Origin of the sequence: Nocardia sp. JCM 34519.1, assembly GCF_020361265.1 — a bacterium.
Classification (GTDB): Bacteria; Actinomycetota; Actinomycetes; order Mycobacteriales; family Mycobacteriaceae; genus Nocardia; species Nocardia arthritidis_A.
Map to the genome: position 1 here is coordinate 1,247,673 of NZ_JAIRBR010000001.1, position 22,930 is coordinate 1,270,602.

The 22,930-nt window shown below is 69.1% G+C and carries 1 protein-coding gene (running past both ends of the window); it reads right to left on the minus strand.

All 22,930 nt of this window come from inside a single coding sequence — locus LGY53_RS05960, non-ribosomal peptide synthase/polyketide synthase (RefSeq protein WP_225725585.1), on the minus strand. Of the gene's 43,590 coding nucleotides, 7,837 precede the window and 12,823 follow it; the stretch shown corresponds to coding positions 7,838-30,767, spanning codon 2,613 (partial) through codon 10,256 (partial); the first complete codon in reading order (the gene reads right to left) occupies positions 22,926 to 22,928. The start codon and the stop codon both lie outside this window.

The window sequence follows — 22,930 nt, forward strand, 5'->3', positions numbered from 1 at the left end:
ATCGACGAGCCGTCCGCCGCGACGTGGTGCACCGTGAACGCGAGCACATGCTCCTGTGGCGCGATCCGGAACAACGCGACCTTCAGCGGCACCTCGACGGTGACATCGAAGGTGGTGAGCGCGAATTCGATGACCTTGCCCACCAATTCGGACTCGGCCACCTCGACCGGGCTCAGCGAAACCGCCGACGCGGATGCGGGCCGGATCACCTGGTGTGGGCCGTCGGCCGAACGCGGGTAGGTGGTGCGCAACACCTCGTGCCGGGCGAATACGTCGCCGATCGCCAGTTCGAGCGCGGCGACGTCCAGCTCGCCGGACAGCCGCACCGCGAGCGGGATGTTGTCGACCGCCGAAGTGGCCGTGTCGAATTGGTTGAGGAACCAGTACCGCTGCTGGGCGGGCGAGAGCGGGATGCGCTCCGGCCGCTCCCCCGCGACGAGCCGGGGCCTGCTGCGACCCGAGCCCGCGGCCCGCTCCACCCGCGCAGCGAACGCGTGCACATCGGAGGCCTCGAACAGATCGCGCACCGCGAGCTGGGTATCCAGTGCCGCGCCGAGCCGCGCGGTCACCTGGGTGGCCAGCAGCGAGTTGCCGCCGAGGCCGAAGAAGTCGTCGTCGAGGCCGACCCGCGCGACGCCGAGCACGTCGGCGAAGGTGTTGGCCACGATCTCCTCGATCGGGGTCGACGGCGCACGGAACACCTTGGCCTCGAACACCGGCGCGGGCAGCGCCTTGCGATCCAGCTTGCCGGACGCGTTGAGCGGGAATTCGTCGAGCACGACGAACGCCGACGGCACCATGTACGCGGTGAGCTGCTTGGCCAGCGCCGCGCGCACCTCGTCCACGTCGATGACGCGATCCGGTTGTGCGACAAGGTAACCCACCAGCTGGTCGCCGGTGCGCTCATCGGTGCGCACCACAACGACCGCCTGCGCGATCGCGGGCTGCGCGGTGAGCGCCTGCTCGATCTCGCCGAGCTCGATCCGCAGACCGCGCAACTTCACCTGGAAGTCGGTGCGGCCCAAATACTCCAGCTCACCATCGGCCGTCCAGGTAACAAGGTCACCCGTGCGGTACATCCGGGTGGCGGCGCCGAACGGGTTGGCCACGAACCGATCCGCGGTCAGATCCGGCCGCGCGACGTAGCCGACCGCCAACTGCGCACCCGCGAGATAGAGCTCGCCCGGCACGCCGACCGGCACCGGCCGCAGCCGCGAATCCAGCACGTACACCTGGGTGTTGAACACCGGCGCACCGATCGGCACCGAGGTGAGATCGGCATCGGTCACCTCGTGATAGGTGACGTCGACCGCGGCCTCGGTCGGGCCGTAGAGGTTGTGCAACGCCGCACCGGTAAGCTCGCGCAGGCGCTGCGCGGTCGGCGCGGGCAGCGCCTCACCGGATGCGAAGACCATACGCAGGCTGGTGCATTCGGCGGCGCGCTCGTCGGCGACGAACACCGACATCAGCGACGGTACGAAATGCGCCGTCGTGACGGCCTCTTCGGTGATGAGCTGAGCCAGGTAGGCCGGGTCGCGATGACCGTCCGGCCTGGCGACTACCAGTCGCGCACCGACCTGCAAGGGCCAGAAGAACTCCCAGACCGAAACGTCGAAGGTGGCCGGGGTCTTCTGCAGCACCACGTCATCCGGGCGCAGACCGTACTCGGCCTGCATCCAGACCAACCGGTTGACGATCGCGCCGTGGCTCACCGCGACGCCCTTCGGGCGTCCGGTCGAACCCGACGTGAAGATCACGTACGCGGTATTGCCGGGCAGCACCGGCTGATCGGTGAGCGGTTCGTCGGAAAGCCCGGCCAGATCCAGCTCATCGATGCGAACCTGGCGCGCGTGCGTCGTCGCCAGATCGGCGCCGGAGGTCAGCACGCAGACCGGTTGCGCGGTCTCCAGGATGTAATCGATGCGCTCGGCGGGGAAGTCGGGATCCAGCGGCACGTAGGCGCCACCGGCCACCGATACCGCGTACATGCCGACCACGAGGTCGATCGAACGCCGCATACCGAGGGCCACATACGATTCCGCGCCGACACCGGCCTGCCGCAGCCAGCGCGCGAGTCGGTGCACCCGGCTCGCGAACTCGGCATAGGACAGACTTGTCCCCTCGAATGTGAGGGCGGTCGCGTCAGGAGTACGCGCCACCTGCGCCTCGAACATCGACACCAGCGTTGCGGCCGAATCGATTCCGTGCGCGGTGGCATTCCACAACTCGACCACCCGCGTGCGCTCGGCGGTATCGAGCAGGTCGATCTCGCCGACGACCACCGTCGGCTCGGCCGCGACCGCCGTCAGCAACCGCACCAGGCGGCGGGCCAACGTTTCGATCGTGCCCGCGTCGAACATATCGGTGGCGTAGGCGAATTCGGCGGTCATGCCGTCCGGTGCGCCCGTGGCGTCGAGGCGGTCGGTCAAGTTCAGCTGCAGATCGAACTTGGCCGTCACCACGTCGAGCGGCACCCCGGCCACCTCGAGGCCGGGCAGCTCGAACGAGGCCTCGCCCTGGTTCTGGAACGACAGCATCACCTGGAACAGCGGATGCCTTGCCTGCGAGCGCGCCGGGTTCAGGATCTCCACCAGCCGCTCGAACGGCAGATCCGCATGGCCGAACGCGGCAAGGTCGGTTTCCCTTGTCCGCGCGACCAATTCGGTGAAGGTCTCGGCCGAATCGACCTGGGTGCGCAGCACCAGCGTGTTCACGAACATGCCGATGGCATCGTCGAGCGCCGCCTCACCACGGCCGGCGACCGCGGTGCCGATGGCGATGTCGTCGCTGTTGGACAGGCGGGCGAGCAGTGCGGCGAAGGCCGCGTGCACCACCATGAACAGGCTCGCGCCGTGCTCGCGGGCCAGCGCGTTCAGCCCGCGCTGCAGCTGCGCGTCGAGCGAGAACTCGTACACGTCACCGCGATTCGACGCGATGGCCGGGCGCGAGCGATCCGCGGGCAGATCCAGCTGATCCGGCAGCCCGGCCAGGTTCCGCGACCAGAACGCCACCTGCTGGGCGATCAGCGACTCCGGATCCTCCTCCGAGCCGAGCGTTTCCCGCTGCCACAGCGCGTAATCCGCGTACTGCACCGGCAGCGGCGCCCAACCGGGCGCCTCGCCGCTCGAACGGGCCAGGTAGGCCACCATCACATCGCGGGCGAGCGGCCGGATCGACCAGCCGTCACCGGAGATGTGGTGCACGACGAAGACCAGCACATGCGTCTCCGGCTGCGAGCCGTCCATCGAGCCCGCGACCCGGAACAGCTTGGCCCGCACCGGAACCTCGGCGGTGACATCGAAACCGGTGAGCACGAGCTCGCTGATCTGTTCGCGAATCTCGGTCTCCGACACCGTGATCGGTGAAAGATCGATGGTCTCCTGCCCCGCGGGCAGCACCACCTGCACACCGTGGCCGTCGGCGGTCTCCGGGTAGATGGTGCGCAGCACCTCGTGCCGGTCGATCACGTCGGCGACCGCGCGGCGCAGCGCGTCGGTGTCGAGCGCACCGGTCAGCCGCACCGCGAGCGGAATGTTGTTGACCGCGGTCGCGCTGTCGAACCGGTTCAGGAACCACATGCGCTGCTGGGCAAGGGAAAGCGGAATCTGCGCCGGGCGCGGACCGGCCACCAGCTCGCGGCGGCGTCCGGTGCCCGCCTGCGCCTCGAGGCGCGCGGCGAGCGCCGCCACATTCGGCGCCTCGAATAGCAGACGCACCGGCACCCGGGTATCGAGCGCCGCGCCGAGTCGGGCCACCACCTGGGTGGCGATCAGCGAGTTGCCACCGAGTTCGAAGAAGTCGTCGTCGAGGCCGACCGGGCGATCGCCCTCGGCCGCGGCGAGCCCGAGCACCTCGGCGAAGGTGTCGGCGACGATCTCCTCGATCGGCGTCGCGGGCGCACGGAACTCCCGCGCCTCGAAGACGGGTTCGGGTAGTGCGCGCCGATCCAGTTTGCCGTTGGGGCTCAACGGCATCGCGTCGAGCACAACGATCGCCGCGGGCACCATGTACGAGGGCAGTCGCGCAGCGAGGGCGCCGCGCAGCTCGTCGGCGTCCAGCTCGGCGCCCGAGGGCACGACGTAGGCGACCAACTGGTCGCCCGTGCGCGCGTCCGACCGCACCATGGCCACCGACTGGGCCACCGAAGGCTGTGCGGTGAGCGCGGTTTCGATCTCCCCGAGCTCGATGCGCAGGCCGCGCAGCTTCACCTGGAAGTCGGTGCGGCCCAGGTACTCGATCGCGCCGTCGGCGCCCCGGGTGACCAGGTCGCCGGTGCGGTACATGCGCGCACCCGGCGCACCGAACGGGTTGGCCACGAAGCGATCCGCGGTCAGGTCGGCACGGCCGAAGTAGCCGCGCGCCAATTGCGCTCCGGCCAGGTACAACTCGCCCGCCATACCCGCGGCGACCGGGTGCAGGCGCGAATCCAGCACGTAGGCCTGGGCATTCCACACCGGCAGACCGATCGGGACCGCGCCCGTGATCTCGGCGGCCACCGGGCCGTGCGTGGCGTGCACGGTGAATTCCGTTGGGCCGTAGAGGTTGTACAGCTCGGCATCGCTCACCCGGCGGATCGCGTGCACCGCGTCGGCGGTGAACGCCTCACCGGCGACGAACAGCAACCGCAGCGAGGCCAGCGCTTCGCGGCCGATACCGGTCGCCTCCGCGCTGGACGCGAATACGGTCAGCATCGACGGCACGAACGAGGTCATGGTGATGCGCTCGGCGGCGATCACCTCGGCCAGGTATTGCGGGTCGCGGTGCCCGTCGGGGCTCGCGATCACCATCCGGCCGCCGGTGCTGAGCGGACCGAACAGCTCCCACACCGAGACGTCGAAGGTGGCGGGCGTCTTGAAGAGCACGATGTCGTCGGCGCCGATGCCGTATTCGCCGGTGATCCAGCGGATCTGGTTCACGACGGCGGCATGCGGCACCGCGACGCCCTTCGGACGGCCGGTCGAGCCGGACGTGAAGATCACATACGCCGGATGTTCGGGCCGCAGGGGCGCGATCCGTTCGGCATCGCCGACCGGCGCGTCCGAGTACTCGTCCAACTCGAGTTCATCGAGCGTCAGCGTCTCCCGCGCGCCGGCGTCGAACGCGTCGCGTGCGGTGGTGAGCACGCAGACCGGCGCGGCGGATTCCAGCACGTACTCGATGCGCTCGGCGGGCTGATCCAGATCCAGTGGCACGTAGCCGCCGCCCGCGGCCTGCACCGCGTATGCCGCGACGACAAGGTCGACCGAACGGCGAATGCCAAGGGCGACAAGACTTTCCGGTCCGACACCGGCGTCGATCAGGCGGCGTGCCGTGCGATGCACCCGCGCCGCGAATTCGGCGTAGGTAAGGGAGGTCCCGGTGCTCGGGTCGACGATCGCGATCGAATCCGGGGTCGCCGCGGCCTGCTTCGCGAATACCTCGACCAGCGTCCGCGCGGCACCCAACTCGTGCGCGGTGTCGTTCCAACCACGCAGCGCCAGTTCGGTTTCCGACTCGTCCAGCAGCGCGATATCACCGACCGGACGATCCGGTTCCGCCGCGACGGCCCGCAGCACCCGGTTGAACCGCTCGCCGAATTCGGCCATCGTCCGCGGATCGAAAAGATCGGTGGCGTAGATCAATTCGGCGATGATGCCGGACGGCGTCGCCGCCGCGCCGTTGGTCGCGCTCGCCGCGGTGCGCTCGGACAGCGCCAGATGCAGGTCGAATTTGGCCACGTCGATGGGCAATTCGACACCGCTGACCGTCAATCCGGGCAGTTCCAGCACATTCTGGCCGAGGTTCTGGAACGACAGCATCACCTGGAACAGCGGATGCCGGGCCTGCGAACGCGGCGGGTTCAGGATCTCCACCAGCCGCTCGAACGGCAGGTCGGCGTGACCGAAGGCGGCGATATCCGTGGCGCGCACCGCACGCAGCAGGTCGGTGAACGTCGCGCCGCCGTCGACCGGGGTCCGCAGCACCAGGGTGTTGACGAACATGCCGATCAGGTCGTCGAGCGCGCGCTCACCGCGGCCCGCCACCGGGGTGCCGACGGCGATGTCGTCCTCGCCCGACAGGCGCGCGAGCAGCACGGCCAGCGCGGTGTGCGCGACCATGAACAGCGTCGCGCCGCGGGTGCGGGCGAGTTCGGCCAGCCTGGTGTGTGTTTCGGCGTCGATCTCGAAGGTATAGGTCGCGCCGCGGCCGGAAGCCACCGCGGGACGCGGCCGGTCCGCGGGCAGATCCAGCTGCTCCGGCAGCCCGCGCAGCGCCTGCGACCAGTACGAGATCTGTTCGGAGATCACCGAATCCGGATCGGTCTCGGCACCGAGCACGGTGCGCTGCCACAGCGCGTAGTCGGCGTACTGGACTTCCAGTGGCCGCCAAGCCGGTTCGCCGCCGTCGACGCGAGCGCCGTACGCGGTCATCACGTCCCGGGTCATCGGGAGCATGGAGAAGCCGTCGGCCGAGATGTGGTGCACCACCAGGGCGAGCACATGTTCGGTCGGGCTGATCTCGAACAGCTGCGCCCGGAACGGCACATCGACGGTGACGTCGAAGCCGGTCAGCACCAGTTCCGAAAGCCGCTGCGGCAGTTCGGTTTCGCTGACGTCGATCGGCGTCAGATCCGGAATCACCTTGCCGGTCGGCACGACGACCTGATGGGCGGTGCCGTCCACCTCCGGATAGTAGGTGCGCAGCGATTCGTGCCTGGCCAGGACGTCGGCCACCGCGATCTGCAGCGCCTGCCGATCCAGCAGACCCGACATGCGCACCGCGGCAGGGATATTGTCCACGGCTGATTCGGGATCGAAGCGGTTGAGGAACCACATGCGCTGCTGCGCCAGCGACAGCGGCACCAGCTCCGGCCGCTGCTGCGGCACCAGCGGCGCGCGCTTGCCCGCGCCGACCCGCGATTCCGCGCGGGCCGCGAGCGCGACGACGGTGGAGGCCTCGAACAGCTCGCGCACGCCCAGGTCGGTGTCGAGCGCGGCCGAGAGCCGGGCCGCGACCTGGGTAGCGCTCAACGAATTACCGCCGAGTGCGAAGAAGTCGTCGTCCAGGCCGACCCGTTCCAGGCCGAGCACCTCGGCGAAGGTGGTCGCGACGATCTCCTCCACCGGCGTTGTCGGCGCGCGGAACACCGCGGCCTCGAACACCGGTGCGGGCAATGCCTTCCGATCCAGCTTGCCCGACGCGTTGAGCGGGAATTCGTCGAGCGCGATGAGCACCGACGGCACCATGTAGGCGGGCAGCTGCCTGCCCAGATCCTCGCGCACCAACTCGGTGTCGAGCGGAACGCCCGGTGCCGCGATGACATACGCCACCAGCTGATCGCCGGTATGCGCATCCGAGCGCACCACGACCACCGACTGGGCGATCTCGTCCAGCGCGGTGAGCGCCTGCTCGATCTCGCCGAGCTCGATCCGCAGACCGCGCAACTTCACCTGGAAGTCGGTGCGGCCCAAATACTCCAGCTCACCATCGGCCGTCCAGGTAACAAGGTCACCCGTGCGGTACATCCGGCTGCCCGCGACACCGAACGGGTTCGCGACGAATCGATCGCTGGTCAGATCCGGCCGCGCGACATAGCCGCGCGCCAGCTGGGCGCCCGCGAGATACAGCTCACCCGCGACACCGACCGGCACCGGCCGCAACCGCGAATCCAGCACGTACACCTGGGTGTTGAACACCGGCGCACCGATCGGCACCGAATCCACGTCCGCCGCGGTCACCTCGTGGAAGGTGACGTCGACGGCGGCCTCGGTCGGGCCGTAGAGGTTGTGCAACGCCGCACCGGTCAGCTCGCGCAGGCGCTGCGCCGGCTTGGGCGGCAGCGCCTCACCGGAGGCGAACACCAGCCGCAGCGAATCGCATTGGGCCGCGGCCGCATCGGCGACGAACACCGCGAGCATCGACGGCACGAAGTGAGTGACGCTGATCCGCTCGGTGCGGATGATCTCGGCCAGATACGCCGGATCTCGGTGGCCGTCCGGCTTGGCGACCACCAGTCGCGCGCCGATCTGCAAGGGCCAGAAGAACTCCCACACCGAAACGTCGAAGGTGGCCGGGGTCTTCTGCAGTACCGCGTCGCCCGCGTTCAGCTGGTAGGCCGACTGCATCCAGACGAGGCGGTTGACGATCGCGGCATGGCTGACCGCGACACCCTTCGGGCGGCCGGTCGAACCCGAGGTGAAGATGACGTACGCGGTATTCGACGGGCGCAGCGGCGCACGGCGTTCCGCGTCGGTGACCGGTTCGTCGGACAGGCCGAACAGGTCGAGCAGATCGATGCGCACCTGGGCGGTGTCGATCTGCAGATCGACTCCGGAGGTCAGCACGCAGACCGGATCGGCCGTCGCCAGAATGTATTCCGTGCGCTCGGCCGGATGATCCGGATCCAGCGGCACGTACGCGCCGCCCGCGACGGTCACCGCGTACATGCCGACGACCAGATCGATCGAGCGCCGCATGCCGAGGGCCACATACGATTCCGGCCCGACACCGCGTTCGATGAGCCAACGCGCCAAGCGGTAGACGCGCGCGGCGAACTCGTCGTAGGAGACACTTGTCCCCTCGAACGTGAGCGCCGTCGCCTCCGGCGTCCTGGCCAGCTGTTCCTCGAACAGCGAGACAAGCGTTGCGGCCGAATCGATCTCGTGCGCGGTGTCGTTCCAGCCGGAGACCACCAGCTCGCGCTCGGCGGCATCCACCAGTTCGATATCGCCGACGGCGAGCTCGGGTTCGGTGGTGATGGCGGTGAGCACCCGGATCAGGCGGTCGGCGATGCGGCGCACGGTCGCCTCGTCGAACAGGTCGCGCAGGTAACCGGCCCGGATCCGCAGCCGCGAATCCAGCTGTGCGATAAGGGTCAACGGGTAGTGGGTGGCATCGGCCGCGGCCAGATCGACCACCGCCATACCGTCGATATCGGCGGCCTGTGCGCGCAGACCCTCCGCATCCACCGGGTAGGACTCGAAAACCACCAGGGTGTCGAACAATCCGCCGACACCGGCCGCCGACTGGATATCCACCAGGCCGACGTAGTGGTGGTCGAGCAGATCGGCCTGCTCGCCCTGGGTGCGAATCAGCAACTGGCGCGCCGATTCCGACGGGTCGAAGCGCACCCGCACCGGCACGGTGTTGATGAACAGACCCACCATGTTCTCCACGCCGGCCAGCTGCGCCGGGCGACCGGAGACCGTGGTGCCGAACAGCACGTCGTCGCGGCCGGTCATCCGGCCGATCAGGATGCCCCACGCGGTCTGCAGCACGGTGTTCGGGGTGACGCCGAGCGAGGCGGCCAGCGCGGTCAGGCGCGCGGTGGCGGCCTCGTCGAGATCGAACAGGTATTCCCCGGACAGCGCGGTGATTTCGCGTCCGGCGTCCGGCCTGGCCAGCAGCGTCGGTTCGGAAATACCTTGCAGCGCACGGGTCCACGCGGCCAGCGAGGCCGCAAGATCCTGCCGCGCGGTCCATTCCAGGAAGTGCCGGTAGGAGCGGGCGGCGGGCAGCACCGAGGCATCCGCGTGCGCCGCGTACAGCACCAGCAGATCGCGCATCAGCAGCGGCATGGACCAGCCGTCCAGCAGGATGTGGTGGTTGGCCACCACGAACTGCCAGCGGTCGGCCGCCACCTGGATCAGCGTGAACCGGATCAGCGGCGGCGCGGTCAAATCGAAGCGCGTCATCCGATCGGCGGCGATCAGGTCATCGGCGTTACCGGATTCGGTGCGGTCGTATTCGGACCAACCGACCCGGACGTTGTTGAGGACCACCTGCACCGGATTGCCGTTGGCGTCGGTGACGAAGGCGGTACGCAGGTTCTCGTAGCGATCGACCAAAGCCTGTGCGGCCGAATGCAATCGGGTCGCGTCGACGTGCCCGGTGAGGGTCACCACCGCCTGCGCGGTGTACACGTCCACCGAGCTCGCGGCCAGGCGGGCGTGGAACAGCAGACCCGCCTGCAGCGCCGAGAGCGGCCAGATATCGGCCAGCGCCGGGAAGCGCCGCTCCCAGGCGTCGATATCGCGCTGGGTGGTGCGCACCAGGCCGAAATCGGACGGGGTGTGTCCGCCCGCACCGGTCGAATTCGCATGCCGGGCAACCGCTTCCAGCGCGGTGGTCCACAGCTCGGCGAATTCGCGCACCTCGGCGGCGGTCAACAGCGTTGCCGGATAACCGATATTCGCGGTGAGCTTGTCACCGACCACGATCGCGTTGATGTCCAGCGGCGCCATCGCGGGCATATCCGCGTCGTAAGCGCCGCCGAGCGAGGCCAATTCGGCCGCCGGGATCCAGCCGAAGCCGCGCAGCGCCTCCGGCACATCGCCGTCGGAGACCCGGCCCAGATAGTTGAAGCTCACCTGGCCCGGCAGCTCGGCGGGCAGCTGCGCCGCCGTCTCCGGGTTCAGGTAGCGCAGCAGGCCGTAGCCGATGCCCTTGTCCGGCACCGAAAGCAGCTGTTCCTTGACCGCCTTGATGGCCTGGCCGAGCGCCGGGCCGCCGGCGAATGCGGCGTCGACATCGATACCGGACAGTTCGAAGCGGACCGGGAAGATCGCGGTGAACCAGCCCACCGTGCGCGACAGATCCGCGCCCGGCACCACCTCTTCCTCGCGGCCGTGGCCCTCCAGCCGCAGCAGCAGCGCGTCGTCGGTCCGCGTACCCGCCTTGCGCGCACGCCATTTCGCGGTCGCCAGCGCGAGCGCGGTGAGCAGGCCGTCGTTCACGCCGCCGTGGAACAGCGCCGGCACCGTGGTGAGCAGCGCCTTCGTCACCTCGGCCGAAACCTCGACCTGCAGCTTCTCGATGACACCCGAGACATCGACCGCCGGATCCATCGGTCGCGCGGTGAGCAGCGGATCGGCGGTGCCGACCACCGAACGCCAGTAATCGAGTTCGGCGGTGCGGCCCTCGCTCTGCGCCTCGCGCTCGAGCGCGTGCGCCCAGGCCCGCATCGATGTCGCGGGCGCGACCAGCTCGGGCTCCTGTCCCGCGGTGAGCTGACCCCACGCGGTCACGAAGTCCGGCACCAGGATTCGCCAGGTGACGCCGTCGACCACCAGGTGGTGGCCGACCACGATCAGGCGGCCCATCTGTCCGGCGGTCGCCGGATCCAGCCAGACGAACCGGATCACGACGCCCGCGGCCGGATCCAACCGGTCGAGCGCGGAATCCAATGCCGCCGAGGCGACTTCGAGCAGTTCGGCCTCGTCGGTGTATTCGACCCGGTCGATCAGCGCGTCGACGTCGACGGTGCCGGGCGCGGCGGTCTCGAGCACGAGGCCGTCACCGTCGTCGTACAGCCGGGCACGCAGCATGTCGTGCCGATCGATAACCGCGCCAACGGTTTTAGCGATGCCGGCGCGATCGATACCGGCGGGCAGCTCCAGCGCCATGGTCTGGTTGAACCGGCCGAACGAACCGGCCCGCTCGGCCATGAACCGGACCACCGGGGTCAGCGGCATCCGCCCGACGCCACCGCCCGGCAGCTCGGCCAGCACCGCCACCGCGGGCGCGGCGGCATCGGCGGTCTCGGCCACCGCGGCCAGCCCGGCCACCGTGCGCTGCTCGAAAACCTGTCGCGGCGTGAAGATCACCCCGCGCGCCTTGGCCCGCGACACCAACTGGATCGACACGATCGAATCGCCGCCGAGCGCGAAGAAGGAGTCGTCGACGCCCACCCGCTCCAGGCCCAGCACCTCGGCGAAGACCTCGGCGATGGTGTGTTCGACCGGTGTGCGCGGCGCGCGGAAGACGACCTCGGTCGCGAATACCGGCTCCGGCAACGCCTTCCGGTCCAGCTTGCCGACCGGGGTGAGCGGCACCCGGTCGATCACCATCACCGACGACGGCACCATGTAGGCGGGCAACCGCTCCTCGACGTGCGCGGTGAGCGCCGCGACGTCGATCGAATAGCCGTGTGTCGCAACAACGTACGCGACCAAGGACACCGCGCCCGCCGAGTTCTTGTGGCCGATGGTCACCGCGAAGTCCACGCTCGGATGTGCGGCCAGCGCGGCGTCGATCTCACCCAGCTCGATCCGGAAACCGCGCACCTTCACCTGGAAGTCGGAGCGGCCGACGTACTCCACCTCGCCGGTCCGGGTCCAGCGGACCACGTCACCGGTGCGGTACATCCGCGCACCGGGCACATAGGGATTCGCGACGAACCGCTCCGCGGTCAGACCCGGCCGGGCATGGTAGCCGCGTGCCAGTTGCACGCCCGACAGATACAGCTCACCCGCGACACCCACCGGGACGGGCCGCAACCGGCCGTCCAGGATCAGCGATTGCATGCCGCGCACCGGGCCGCCGATGGTGACCCGGTCGCCCTGGGCCAGCGCATCGCTGATGTTCGTCATGATGGTGGTCTCGGTGGGGCCGTAGCCGTTGTGGAAGCGGCGGCCCGAATCGTCTTGCGCGCCACCCCACTTCGTCACCATGTCGGCGGGCACCGCCTCGCCACCGGCGACGATCACCCGCATATCGGCGAGCGCGTTCGGATCCAGCGAGGCCAGCACCGACGGGGTGATGAACGCGTGGGTGACCCGCTCGCGCCGGATCAGCTCGGTCAGCTCCTCGCCGCCGTAGACACCGGGCGGGCAGACCACCAGGGTGCCGCCGCGGCCGATCGCGAGCAGGAATTCCAGAATCGACGCGTCGAAGCTCGGCGAGGCGAAATGCAGTGCGCGCGTATCGGAGTCGACCGCGTAGCGCTCGTTCTGCTCGGCACGGAAGTTGGCGAGGCCCGCATGGGTGACCACGACGCCCTTCGGCACACCCGTCGAACCCGAGGTGTAGATGACGTACGCCGGATGCTCCGGACGCAGCGGGCGCACCCGATCGGCATCCGAGATCGCCGACGCGGCGTACCCGTCGAGCGCGAGCTCGTCGAGCACCAGCCAGTCCACCGATTCGGGCAGTTCGGCGCGGACGGACGAAACCGTAAGGCCCACCGGCGATCCGGAGTCGGTCACCATATGCGCGATGCGGTCGGCCGGGTAGGCCGGGTCCACCGGGACGAATGCCGCACCGGTCTTGCTCACCGCCCATTCCGCGAAATACGAGTCGTCGGAACGCGGGACCGCGACGGCCACCAGATCCTCGGTACCGATGCCGCGCTCGATCAGCAAGCGCGCCAGCCGGTTCGAGCGTTCGTCCAACTCGCCATAGGACAGACTTGTCCCCTGGAATACGACGGCGGTCGCGTCCGGATCGTGCGCGACGGCCTCGGCCAGCAGCTCGGGCAGCGTCTGAAGCGGTTCCGCGGGCGCACCGGTCCGCGCGATCAGATCGTCCCGCTCGGCGGCGTCGAGCACATCGATCGCACCGACGGCGATCGCCGGATCCGTTGCGACGGCGTCGAGTACCCGATGCCAGCGGTCGATGATCTCGGCGGCGGTCGGCTCGTCGAACAGTTCGGTGGCGTAGGTGAGCGCCAACGTCATTCCGCCGCGGTCGTTTTCGGACAGCGTGAACTGGAGATCGAAGCGCGCGACGCTCTCCTCCAGATCGAGCGCGGCCACCGAAAGGCCCGGCAGCTCGAAGGTGGTCCGGTCCAGATTCTGGAAGGCCAGCATCACCTGGAACAGCGGGTTGCGCGCCTGAGAACGTTGCGGTGCGAGCAATTCCACCAGCCGTTCGAACGGCACATCGGCATTGCCGTACGCGTCGAGGTCGGTCTTGCGGACCCGGTCGAGCAGTTCGGTGAACGATTCGCCGGGTTCGACGCCGGTGCGCAGCACCAGCGTGTTCACGAACATGCCGACGAGATCGTCGAGCGCCTGCTCGCCGCGGCCCGCCATCGGCGTGCCGATCGCGATATCGTCGCCGCCGGAGAGCCGGGCCAGCAGTACCGCGAGCGCACCGTGCATGACCATGAACAGCGAGGCACCGCGTTGCCGCGCAACGTTTTCCAGCTCGCCGATGAGTGCGGCGGGCAGCTCCCGGCGCAGTGTCGCGCCGCGCAGCGAGGCGACCGCGGGGCGCGGCCGGTCGGTCGGCAGCGCCAACTCGTCCGGCACGCCGTCCAGCGCCCGCTTCCAGTGCGCGACCTGACGGGCCATCAGCGATGCCGAATCGTCCTCCGAGCCGAGGACTTCGCGCTGCCAGATGGCGTAGTCGGCGTACTGCACCGCCAGCGGCGCCCAACCGGGCGCGCTGTCCTGGGTGCGCGCGGTGTACGCCAGCATCACGTCGCGGCTGAGCGGGCCCATCGAGAAGCCGTCTCCCGCAATGTGATGCACGACGACGACCAGCACATGTTCGGCGTCGCCCGCCCGGTAGAGCCGGGTGCGCAGCGGAACCTCTTCGGCCACATCGAATCCGGTGTAGACGAATTCGGTGACCTCGCGGGTCAGGTCGGCCGGGTCCACCGGCACCGGATGCAGATCGAGCGCGATTTCCTCCGCGGGCACGATGACCTGGACCGGAATACCGCCGTGCTCCGGATATCTGGTGCGCAGCGATTCGTGGCGGCGCACCACATCGGCGATCGCCAGCCGCAGCGCGTCGACGTCCAGCGTGCCGGACAGCCGGATGGCCATCGGCAGGTTGTATGCCGCCGACGACTTGTCGTACTGGTTCAGGAACCACATGCGCTGCTGTGCGAACGACAGCGGCACCAGTTCATCGGCGGTGCGCGGCCGGGCGACCAGGCTGGCGCGCGCCTCACCGGTATGCGATTCCAGCCGTGCCGCAAGGGCTTCCACGCTCGACGCCTCGAACAGCGCGCGCACCGGGACGGTGACGCCGAGCGCCGCGCCGATCCTGGCGACCACCCGGGTCGCGATCAGCGAGTTGCCACCGAGATCGAAGAAGTCGTCGTCGACGCCGACCTGGTCCAGGCCGAGCACATCGGCGAACACCTCCGCGACGGTCTCCTGGATCGGATTCACCGGTGCGCGGAAGGTTTTCACCTGCGCCGCCGGTGCGGGCAGCGCCCGCCGGTCCAGTTTCCCGTTGACCGTCAACGGAATCCACTCGAGCCGCACCATGGCCGCCGGGACCATGTACGCGGGCAGTTGCTCGGCCGCGCCGTTGCGCACCACATCGAGCTCGAGCTCGGCATCGGGTTCGGCGACGACGTAGGCGACGATCCGCCGATCGCCCGGCTGATCCTCGCGAACGATGACGGCGGCCTGCGCGACGCCCGGCTGGGCCAGCACCGCGGCCTCGATCTCACCGAGTTCGATGCGGAAACCGCGGACCTTCACCTGATCGTCTGCGCGGCCGAGGTATTCGAGCTCACCGTGCCGGTTCCAGCGGGCGAGGTCGCCGGAGCGGTACAGGCGGGCGCCGCCCGGATCGAGCGGGTTCGCCACGAAACGGGTCGCGGACAGGTCCGGGCGGCCGAGGTAGCCGCGCGCCAATTGCGGTCCGGCGACGTACATCTCACCCGCGACACCCACCGGCACCGGCCGCAGCCTGGCGTCCAGCACATACACCCGCAGGCCCGCGATGGCGCGGCCGACGACGCTGCCGGAGGCGGCGGCGATGGTGGCGGCGTCCAGCGCCCGGTACGACACGTGCACCGTGGTTTCGGTGATGCCATACATGTTGACCAACAGCGGCGCTGAATCGCCGTGGCGGGCAACCCAATCCGACAGACGGCGCAGTTCCAGCGCCTCACCGCCGAACACCACGTAGCGCAGCGCGAGCGGCTGCGCGTCCGGTGCGGCGTTGCGATCCGCCTCGGCCAGTTGGTAGAACGCCGACGGGGTCTGGTTGAGCACCGTAACCCGCTCGGCGCGCAGCAGTTCCAGGAACTGTTCGGGCGAGCGGGTGGTGAAGTAGTCGACCACCACCAGCGTGCCGCCGAACAGCAGCGGGCCCCACAGCTCCCACACCGAGAAGTCGAAGGCGTAGGAGTGGAACAGCGTCCACACATCGTCGGGGCCGAAACCGAATTCGCGATCGGTATTCGCGAACAGCCGCACCACATTCCGGTGCGACACCGCGACGCCCTTCGGGCGCCCCGTCGAACCGGAGGTGTAGATGACGTACGCGACATGGTCCGGGGTCAGCGCCGCCCGGCGGTCGGCGTCGGTGACGGGCGCGTCGTCGGCGTCCTCCACATTGCCGGTCTCCACGGCGAATCCGTCGACCACCACGACCGGCAGGTGCTCGGGCACCTCGACCTGCACGGTGGAATCGATGACGACGCCGGTCGGGCGCGCGTCGGCGAGCACATAGGCGATGCGCTCGGCCGGGTTGGTCGGATCCACCGGCACATAGCCCGCACCGGTTTTCACGACCGCGAGCAGCGCGACGACCAGATCCAGCGAACGCGGCAGGATCACCGCGACCAGCGATTCCGGGCCGGCGCCATCGGCGATCAGCCTGCGCGCCAGCACATTCGCGCGCCGATCCAGCTCGGCGTAGCTCAGCGCCTCCGCACCGAACCGCGCGGCCGTGCGGTCCGGATGCGCGGCGACCGCGGCGTCGAACAACCGAATCAGCGTGGTATCCGGGTCCGCGAACAGACCGCTGCCCGCATCCGCGCCGGAGGACACCCAGCGCTGCGAAACATCAAGGCGCTCGGCCTCACCCAGCAGATCGATATCGCCGACGGCGAGCTCCGGATCCTCGGTGATCCCGTGCAGGATCCGCACCAGGCGGTCCGCGAAGGATGCGACCGTCTCCGGGTCGAACAGGTCGGTGGCGTAGTTCCACGACATGGCGAGCCCGCCGTCGCGAGCAGCGCCGACGGTCAGCTGCACATCGAATTTCGCGGTGCCCGGATCGAATTCGACGACATCGACGTCGAGTCCGGGCAGCCGCACGGTGTCGATTTCGGTGGCCGAGGCGGCCTCGAAGGTCAGGCCCACCTGGAACAGCGGGTGATGCGCCTGCGACCGGGCCGGGCTGATGACGTCCACCAGCCGCTCGAACGGCACATCGGCATTCGCGAAGGCGGACAGGTCCGTTCGGCGCACCTGCTCCAGCAGATCGACGAACCGGGTGCCCGGCTCGACCCGGCTGCGCAGCACGAGCGTATTGACGAACATGCCGACCAGATCGTCGAGCGCGCGCTCACCGCGGCCCGCGATCGGGGTGCCGATGGCGATATCGGTGCTATTGGACAGCCTGGCCGCCCACGCGGCCAGCGCGGCGTGAACCACCATGAACAGCGTCACCCCGCGCGAGCGCGCGAGTTCGGCCAGCGCGTCCTGCAATTCGGCATCGATCGCGAAGCCGTGCGTGCCACCGGCATTGGAGGCGATCTCCGGGCGCGGGCGGTCCGCGGGCAGTTCGATCTGGTCCGGCAGGTCGCGCAGCTGTTCGGTCCAGTACGCGATCTGCTTGGCCGCCACCGAATCCGGATCGTCCTCGGCGCCGAGCACCGCGCGCTGCCACAGCGCGTAATCGGCGTACTGGACGTCGAGCGGAGCCCAGGTGGGGGTCTCGCCGCGCATCCGCTCGGTGTACGCCACCACGATGTCGCGCAGCAGCGCGCGCAGCGAGAAACCGTCCGAGCTGATGTGGTGCATCACGAGCACCACGACGTGGTTTGTGTCATCCAGGCGCAAAAGGTTTGCCCGGAAAGCGATTTCGTTCGTGACATCGAAGTGGACGCTGGCCAGCTCGACGATTCGGGCCGGCAGCGCGGCCGCCGCGACGGTCTCCGACGGCAGCCGGAACCGCATCTCCGAGACCGGCAGCACCCGCTGGTAACCGGTGCCGTCCACCTCCGGGTACACGGTGCGCAGTGCCTCGTGCCTGGCCAGCACGTCCGCGATGGCCGCGTGCAGCGCGGTGGCATCGATGGTTCCGGTGAGCCGGATGGCGACCGGGATATTGTTCACCGCGGTCGCGCTGTCGAAGCGGTTCAGGAACCACATGCGCTGCTGTGCCAGCGACAGCGGCACCAGCTGCGCGGTCTCGCCATTCGGCAGGGTCACCGGCGCGGGCCGCTCCTGCGGCTCCAGCGGGGCCCGCCCGCCCTGTCCCGCAGCGGATTCCACGCGTGCGGCCAGTGCGACGACGGTCGGCGCCTCGAAGAGGGTGCGCACCGGGATCTGCGCGTCGAGCGCCTCACCCAGCCGCGCCGCGACCTGGGTCGCGATCAGCGAGTTGCCGCCCAGCTCGAAGAAGTCGTCGTCCAGGCCGACCCGCGGCGCGCCGAGTACCTCGGCGAAGACGCCCGCGACGATCTCCTCCACCGGAGTCGTCGGCGCGCGGAACACCTTGGCCTCGAAAACCGGTGCCGGCAGCGCCCTTCGATCCAGCTTGCCGGAGGCATTGAGCGGGAACGCCGCGAGCACGACATAGGCCGCGGGCACCATGTACGCCGGAAGCTGTTGTGCCAGTGTGGCTTTCACGGCGTCGAGGTCGATCGTGCGATCCGCGTCGGCGACCAGGTACGCCACCAGCTGATCGCCCGTGCGCTCATCGGTCCGCACCAGGACCACCGCTTGCGCCACCGCGGCTTGGGCGGTGAGCGCGTTCTCGATCTCGCCGAGCTCGATCCGCAGACCGCGCAACTTCACCTGGAAGTCGGTGCGGCCCAAGTACTCCAGCTCACCGTTGACCGTCCATGCCACCAGGTCGCCGGTGCGGTACATCCGTGCCGCGTCGCCGAACGGATTCGCGACGAACCGCTCGGTGGTCAGATCCGGGCGCGTGACATAGCCGTGCGCCAACTGCACACCCGCGAGATAGAGCTCACCCGGCACGCCGACCGGAACCGGCCGCAACCGCGAATCCAGCACGTACACCTGGGTGTTGAACACCGGCGCACCGATCGGCACCGAAGTGAGATCGGCATCGGTCACCTCATGGAAGGTGACGTCGACCGCGGCCTCGGTCGGACCGTACAGGTTGTGCAGGCGCGCACCGGTGAGCTCGATCAGGCGCTGAGCGGCGTTGGCGGGCAACGCCTCACCGGAGGCGAAGACATTCCGCAGGCTGGTGCAATCGGCCGCGCGGTCCTCCGCGACGAACACCGAAAGCATCGACGGCACGAAATGCGCCGTGGTGACGTGTTCCTCGACGATCAGCCGGGCCAGGTAGGCCGGGTCGCGATGACCATCCGGCCTGGCGACCACCAGCCGCGCACCGACCTGCAAGGGCCAGAAGAACTCCCACACCGAAACGTCGAAGGTGGCCGGGGTCTTCTGCAGCACAACGTCATCCGCGGACAGGCCGTACGCGGCGTGCATCCACACCAGTCGGTTGACGATCGCCTGATGCGAGACCGCGACGCCCTTCGGCCGTCCGGTCGAGCCCGACGTGAAGATCACGTACGCGGTATTCGCCGGGCGCAGCGGCTTGTGCCGGTCGGCATCGGTCAGCGGCGCGTCCGAGAACTCGGACAGGTCGAGCTGATCGATGCGCACCTCGCGCCCGTAGGCGGAGTCCAGATCGGCGCCCGCCGTGAGCACCCGCACCGGTCCGGCGGTCTCCAGGATGTAATCGATGCGCTCGGCCGGGAAATCGGGATCCACCGGAACATACGCGCCGCCGGCGGCATTCACCGCGTACATGCCGACGACGAGCTCGATCGAACGCCGCATGCCAAGGGCCACATACGATTCCGGACCGACACCGGCCTGCTTGAGCCAGCGCGCCAACCGGTGCACCCGGCTCGCGAACTCGGCATAGGACAGACTTGTCCCCTCGAACGTGACAGCCGTCGCGTCCGGGGTGCGCGCCACCTGCGCCTCGAACATGGAAACCAAGGTGGCGGCGGCATTTCCGTCGACGGCGGTCAGCGCGGCATCGATCGGGAATTCGGTGGCGTTCCACTGGTCGAGCACCAGCCCGCGCTCATCGCCGTCGAGCAGTTCGATATCGCCGACCGGGACGGTGGGTTCGGCGACGATGCCGCGCAGCACCCGAACGAATCGGTCCGCGAACACATTCGCGAAGTCGGCGTCGAAAAGGTCGGTGGCGTAGACGAGTTCGGCATCCATGGCCGCGTCCGCGCCGGGCACCTCGCTGAGCGTCAGCTGCAGATCGAACTTCGCCGTCGGCGAATCGACGCCGAGCTCGGATACGGTGAGGCCGGGCAGTTCCAGCGTGGTGCGGCCGAGGTTCTGGAACGACAGCATCACCTGGAACAGCGGATGCCGCGCCTGCGAACGCGCCGGGTTCAGCACCTCCACCAGCCGCTCGAACGGCACATCCGCATGCGCGAACGCCTGCAGATCCCGCTCGCGCACCTGGGCGAGCAGATCGGTGAAGGCGGTGGCGGCATCCACCTCGGCGCGCAGCACCAGTGTGTTGACGAACATGCCGACCAGATCGTCGAGCGCCTGCTCACCGCGACCGGCCACCGGGATGCCGACGGCGATGTCGCCGGACCCGCTCAACCGGGCGAGCAGTGCGGCAAATGCGCTGTGCACCACCATGAACAGCGTCGCGCCGTTATCGCGCGCCACACCGTTCAACGCGTCGATCAGCTCGGCGGGCACGCGGAAGCGATGCGTTCCGGCCCGGTAGGACGCGACCGCGGGACGCGGTTTGCCCGGCAGGCGTAGTTCGTCGGGCAGCCCGGCCAGCGCACCGCGCCAGTAGTCGAGCTGCTCGGAGATCAGCGAGGTCCGATCGTCCTCGGAGCCGAGCGTTTCCCGCTGCCACAGCGCGTAATCCACGTATTGGACCGGCAGCGGCGACCAGCCCGGCTCGGCTTCTCCGGTGCGCGCGACATAGGCCATCATCATGTCGCGGACCAGCGGCCGCATCGAGAAGCCGTCGGCCGCGATGTGGTGCACGACCACGACCAGCACGTAGTCCTGCTCGCCGATCCGGTAGACGCGCAGCCGCACCGGCGGTTCGGCGGTGACGTCGAAGCCGCGGGTCACGAATTCGCGCAGCAGCTCGGGCAATTCGTCCTCGGCCGCCTGCACCACGTCGAGCGCGGGCAGCGCCCTGGTGGACGACAAGACCTTCTGGTAGGCCACACCGCCCTGGGACGGGTAGATGGTGCGCAGCGATTCGTGTCGCGCGACGACGTCGGCGACCGCGCCGCGCAGCGCCGCCAGATCCAGTGCGCCGGTGAGCCTTACGGCCGCGGGAATGTTGTTCGCGGCCGAGTCGGCGTCGAAGCGGTTGAGGAACCACATGCGCTGCTGGGCCAGCGACAGCGGCGGGTACTCCGGCCGCTGGCGCGCGGTGAGCGCTTGGCGCGCACCGGATCCCGCATGCGATTCGACGCGGGCCGCGAGCGCGGCGACGGTCGGCGCCTCGAACATCGCGCGCACACCGATATCGGCGTTCAGCGCGGCGCTCAGGCGGGCGACCACCTGGGTGGCGACCAGCGAGTTGCCGCCCAGTTCGAAGAAATCGTCGTCGACGCCGACGCGTTCGACGCCGAGCAGATCGGCGAAGATACCCGCGACGATCTCCTCGATCGGGGTCGACGGCGCACGGAATACCTTGGCCTCGAACACCGGTGCGGGCAGCGCCTTGCGATCCAGCTTGCCCGACGCGTTCACCGGGAAGGCGTCCATGATCATCAGCGCGGCCGGAATCATGTATCCCGGCAGCGAACCCGCGAGCCCGGCCTTGACCGCATCCGGGTCGATGGTTGAATCCGGTTCCGCGACAAGGTAACCCACCAGCTGGTCGCCCGCGTGCGCATCGGTGCGCAGCACGACGACCGACTGCGCGACACCCGGCTGGGCCAGCAGCGCGGCCTCGATCTCGCCGAGCTCGATCCGCAGACCGCGCAACTTCACCTGGAAGTCGGTGCGGCCCAAATACTCCAGCTCACCATCGGCTGTCCAGGTGACCAGGTCACCGGTTCGGTACATCCGCGCGCCATCGCCGAACGGATTGGCCACGAACCGATCCGCCGTGAGGTCGGGGCGGTCGAGGTAGCCGAGCGCGAGCTGATCGCCCGCCAGATACAGCTCACCCGCGACACCGGCCGCGACCGGATGCAGCCGGCCGTCGAGCACGAAAACCTTGGTGTTCCAGAGGGGGCGGCCGATCGGCACCGACACCGTATCCGCGTCGGTGGCCTCGTGATAGGTCACGTCGACGGCGGCCTCGGTCGGGCCGTACAGGTTGTGCAGCCGCGCGCCGGTCAGCTCGCGCAGCCGCGCCGCGGTGGGCGCGGGCAGCGCCTCACCGGAGGCGAAGACCTGACGAAGCGTGGAAACGTTTGCCGCATCGCCGTTTTCATTGCCGAGCGTGGCAACGAACACCGAAAGCATGGACGGCACGAAATGCGTCGTGGTGACGCCGTGTTCGGCGATCACCTGTGCCAGGTACACCGGATCGCGATGGCCATCCGGCTTCGCGACCACCAGGCGCGCGCCGACCTGCAAGGGCCAGAAGAACTCCCACACCGAAACGTCGAAGGTGGCCGGAGTCTTCTGCAGCACAACATCATCCGAGCCGATCGGATATTCGTGCTGCATCCACAGCAGGCGGTTGACGATCGCCCGATGCGAAACCGCGACACCCTTCGGGCGTCCCGTCGAACCCGACGTGAAGATCACATAGGCGGTATTGCCGGGCAGCAGTGGGCGGACCCGCTCGGCGTCGGTGATCGGCGCACCGCTCAGTTCAGCGAATTCCGGTGTCGCCATCAGTGTTTCGAGGCTCAACTGGGTGACCTCGGTGGCGGCGAATTCGTCGCGCTCGGTGGTCAGCAGCAGCCGGGGACGTGCCGTCTCCACGATGTGGTTGATGCGATCGCCCGGCTGGTCCGGATCCAGCGGCACATAGGCCGCACCCGTCTGCAGCACCGCGTACATCGCGACGACCAGCTCGGTCGAGCGCCGGATGGCAAGCGCCACCGCGTCTTCCGTGCCGATGCCACGGTCGATCAGGTGCCGCGCCAGCTTGTTCGCGCGCTCTTGCAGCTCCCGATACGACAGCCGCTCGTCGGCGAACACCAGCGCGGTCGCGTCCGGTGTCGCCTCGACCTGCCGGTCGAACAGCGAGACCAGCGTCTCGACCGGCACCGGCCGCGCGGTGTCGTTCAACT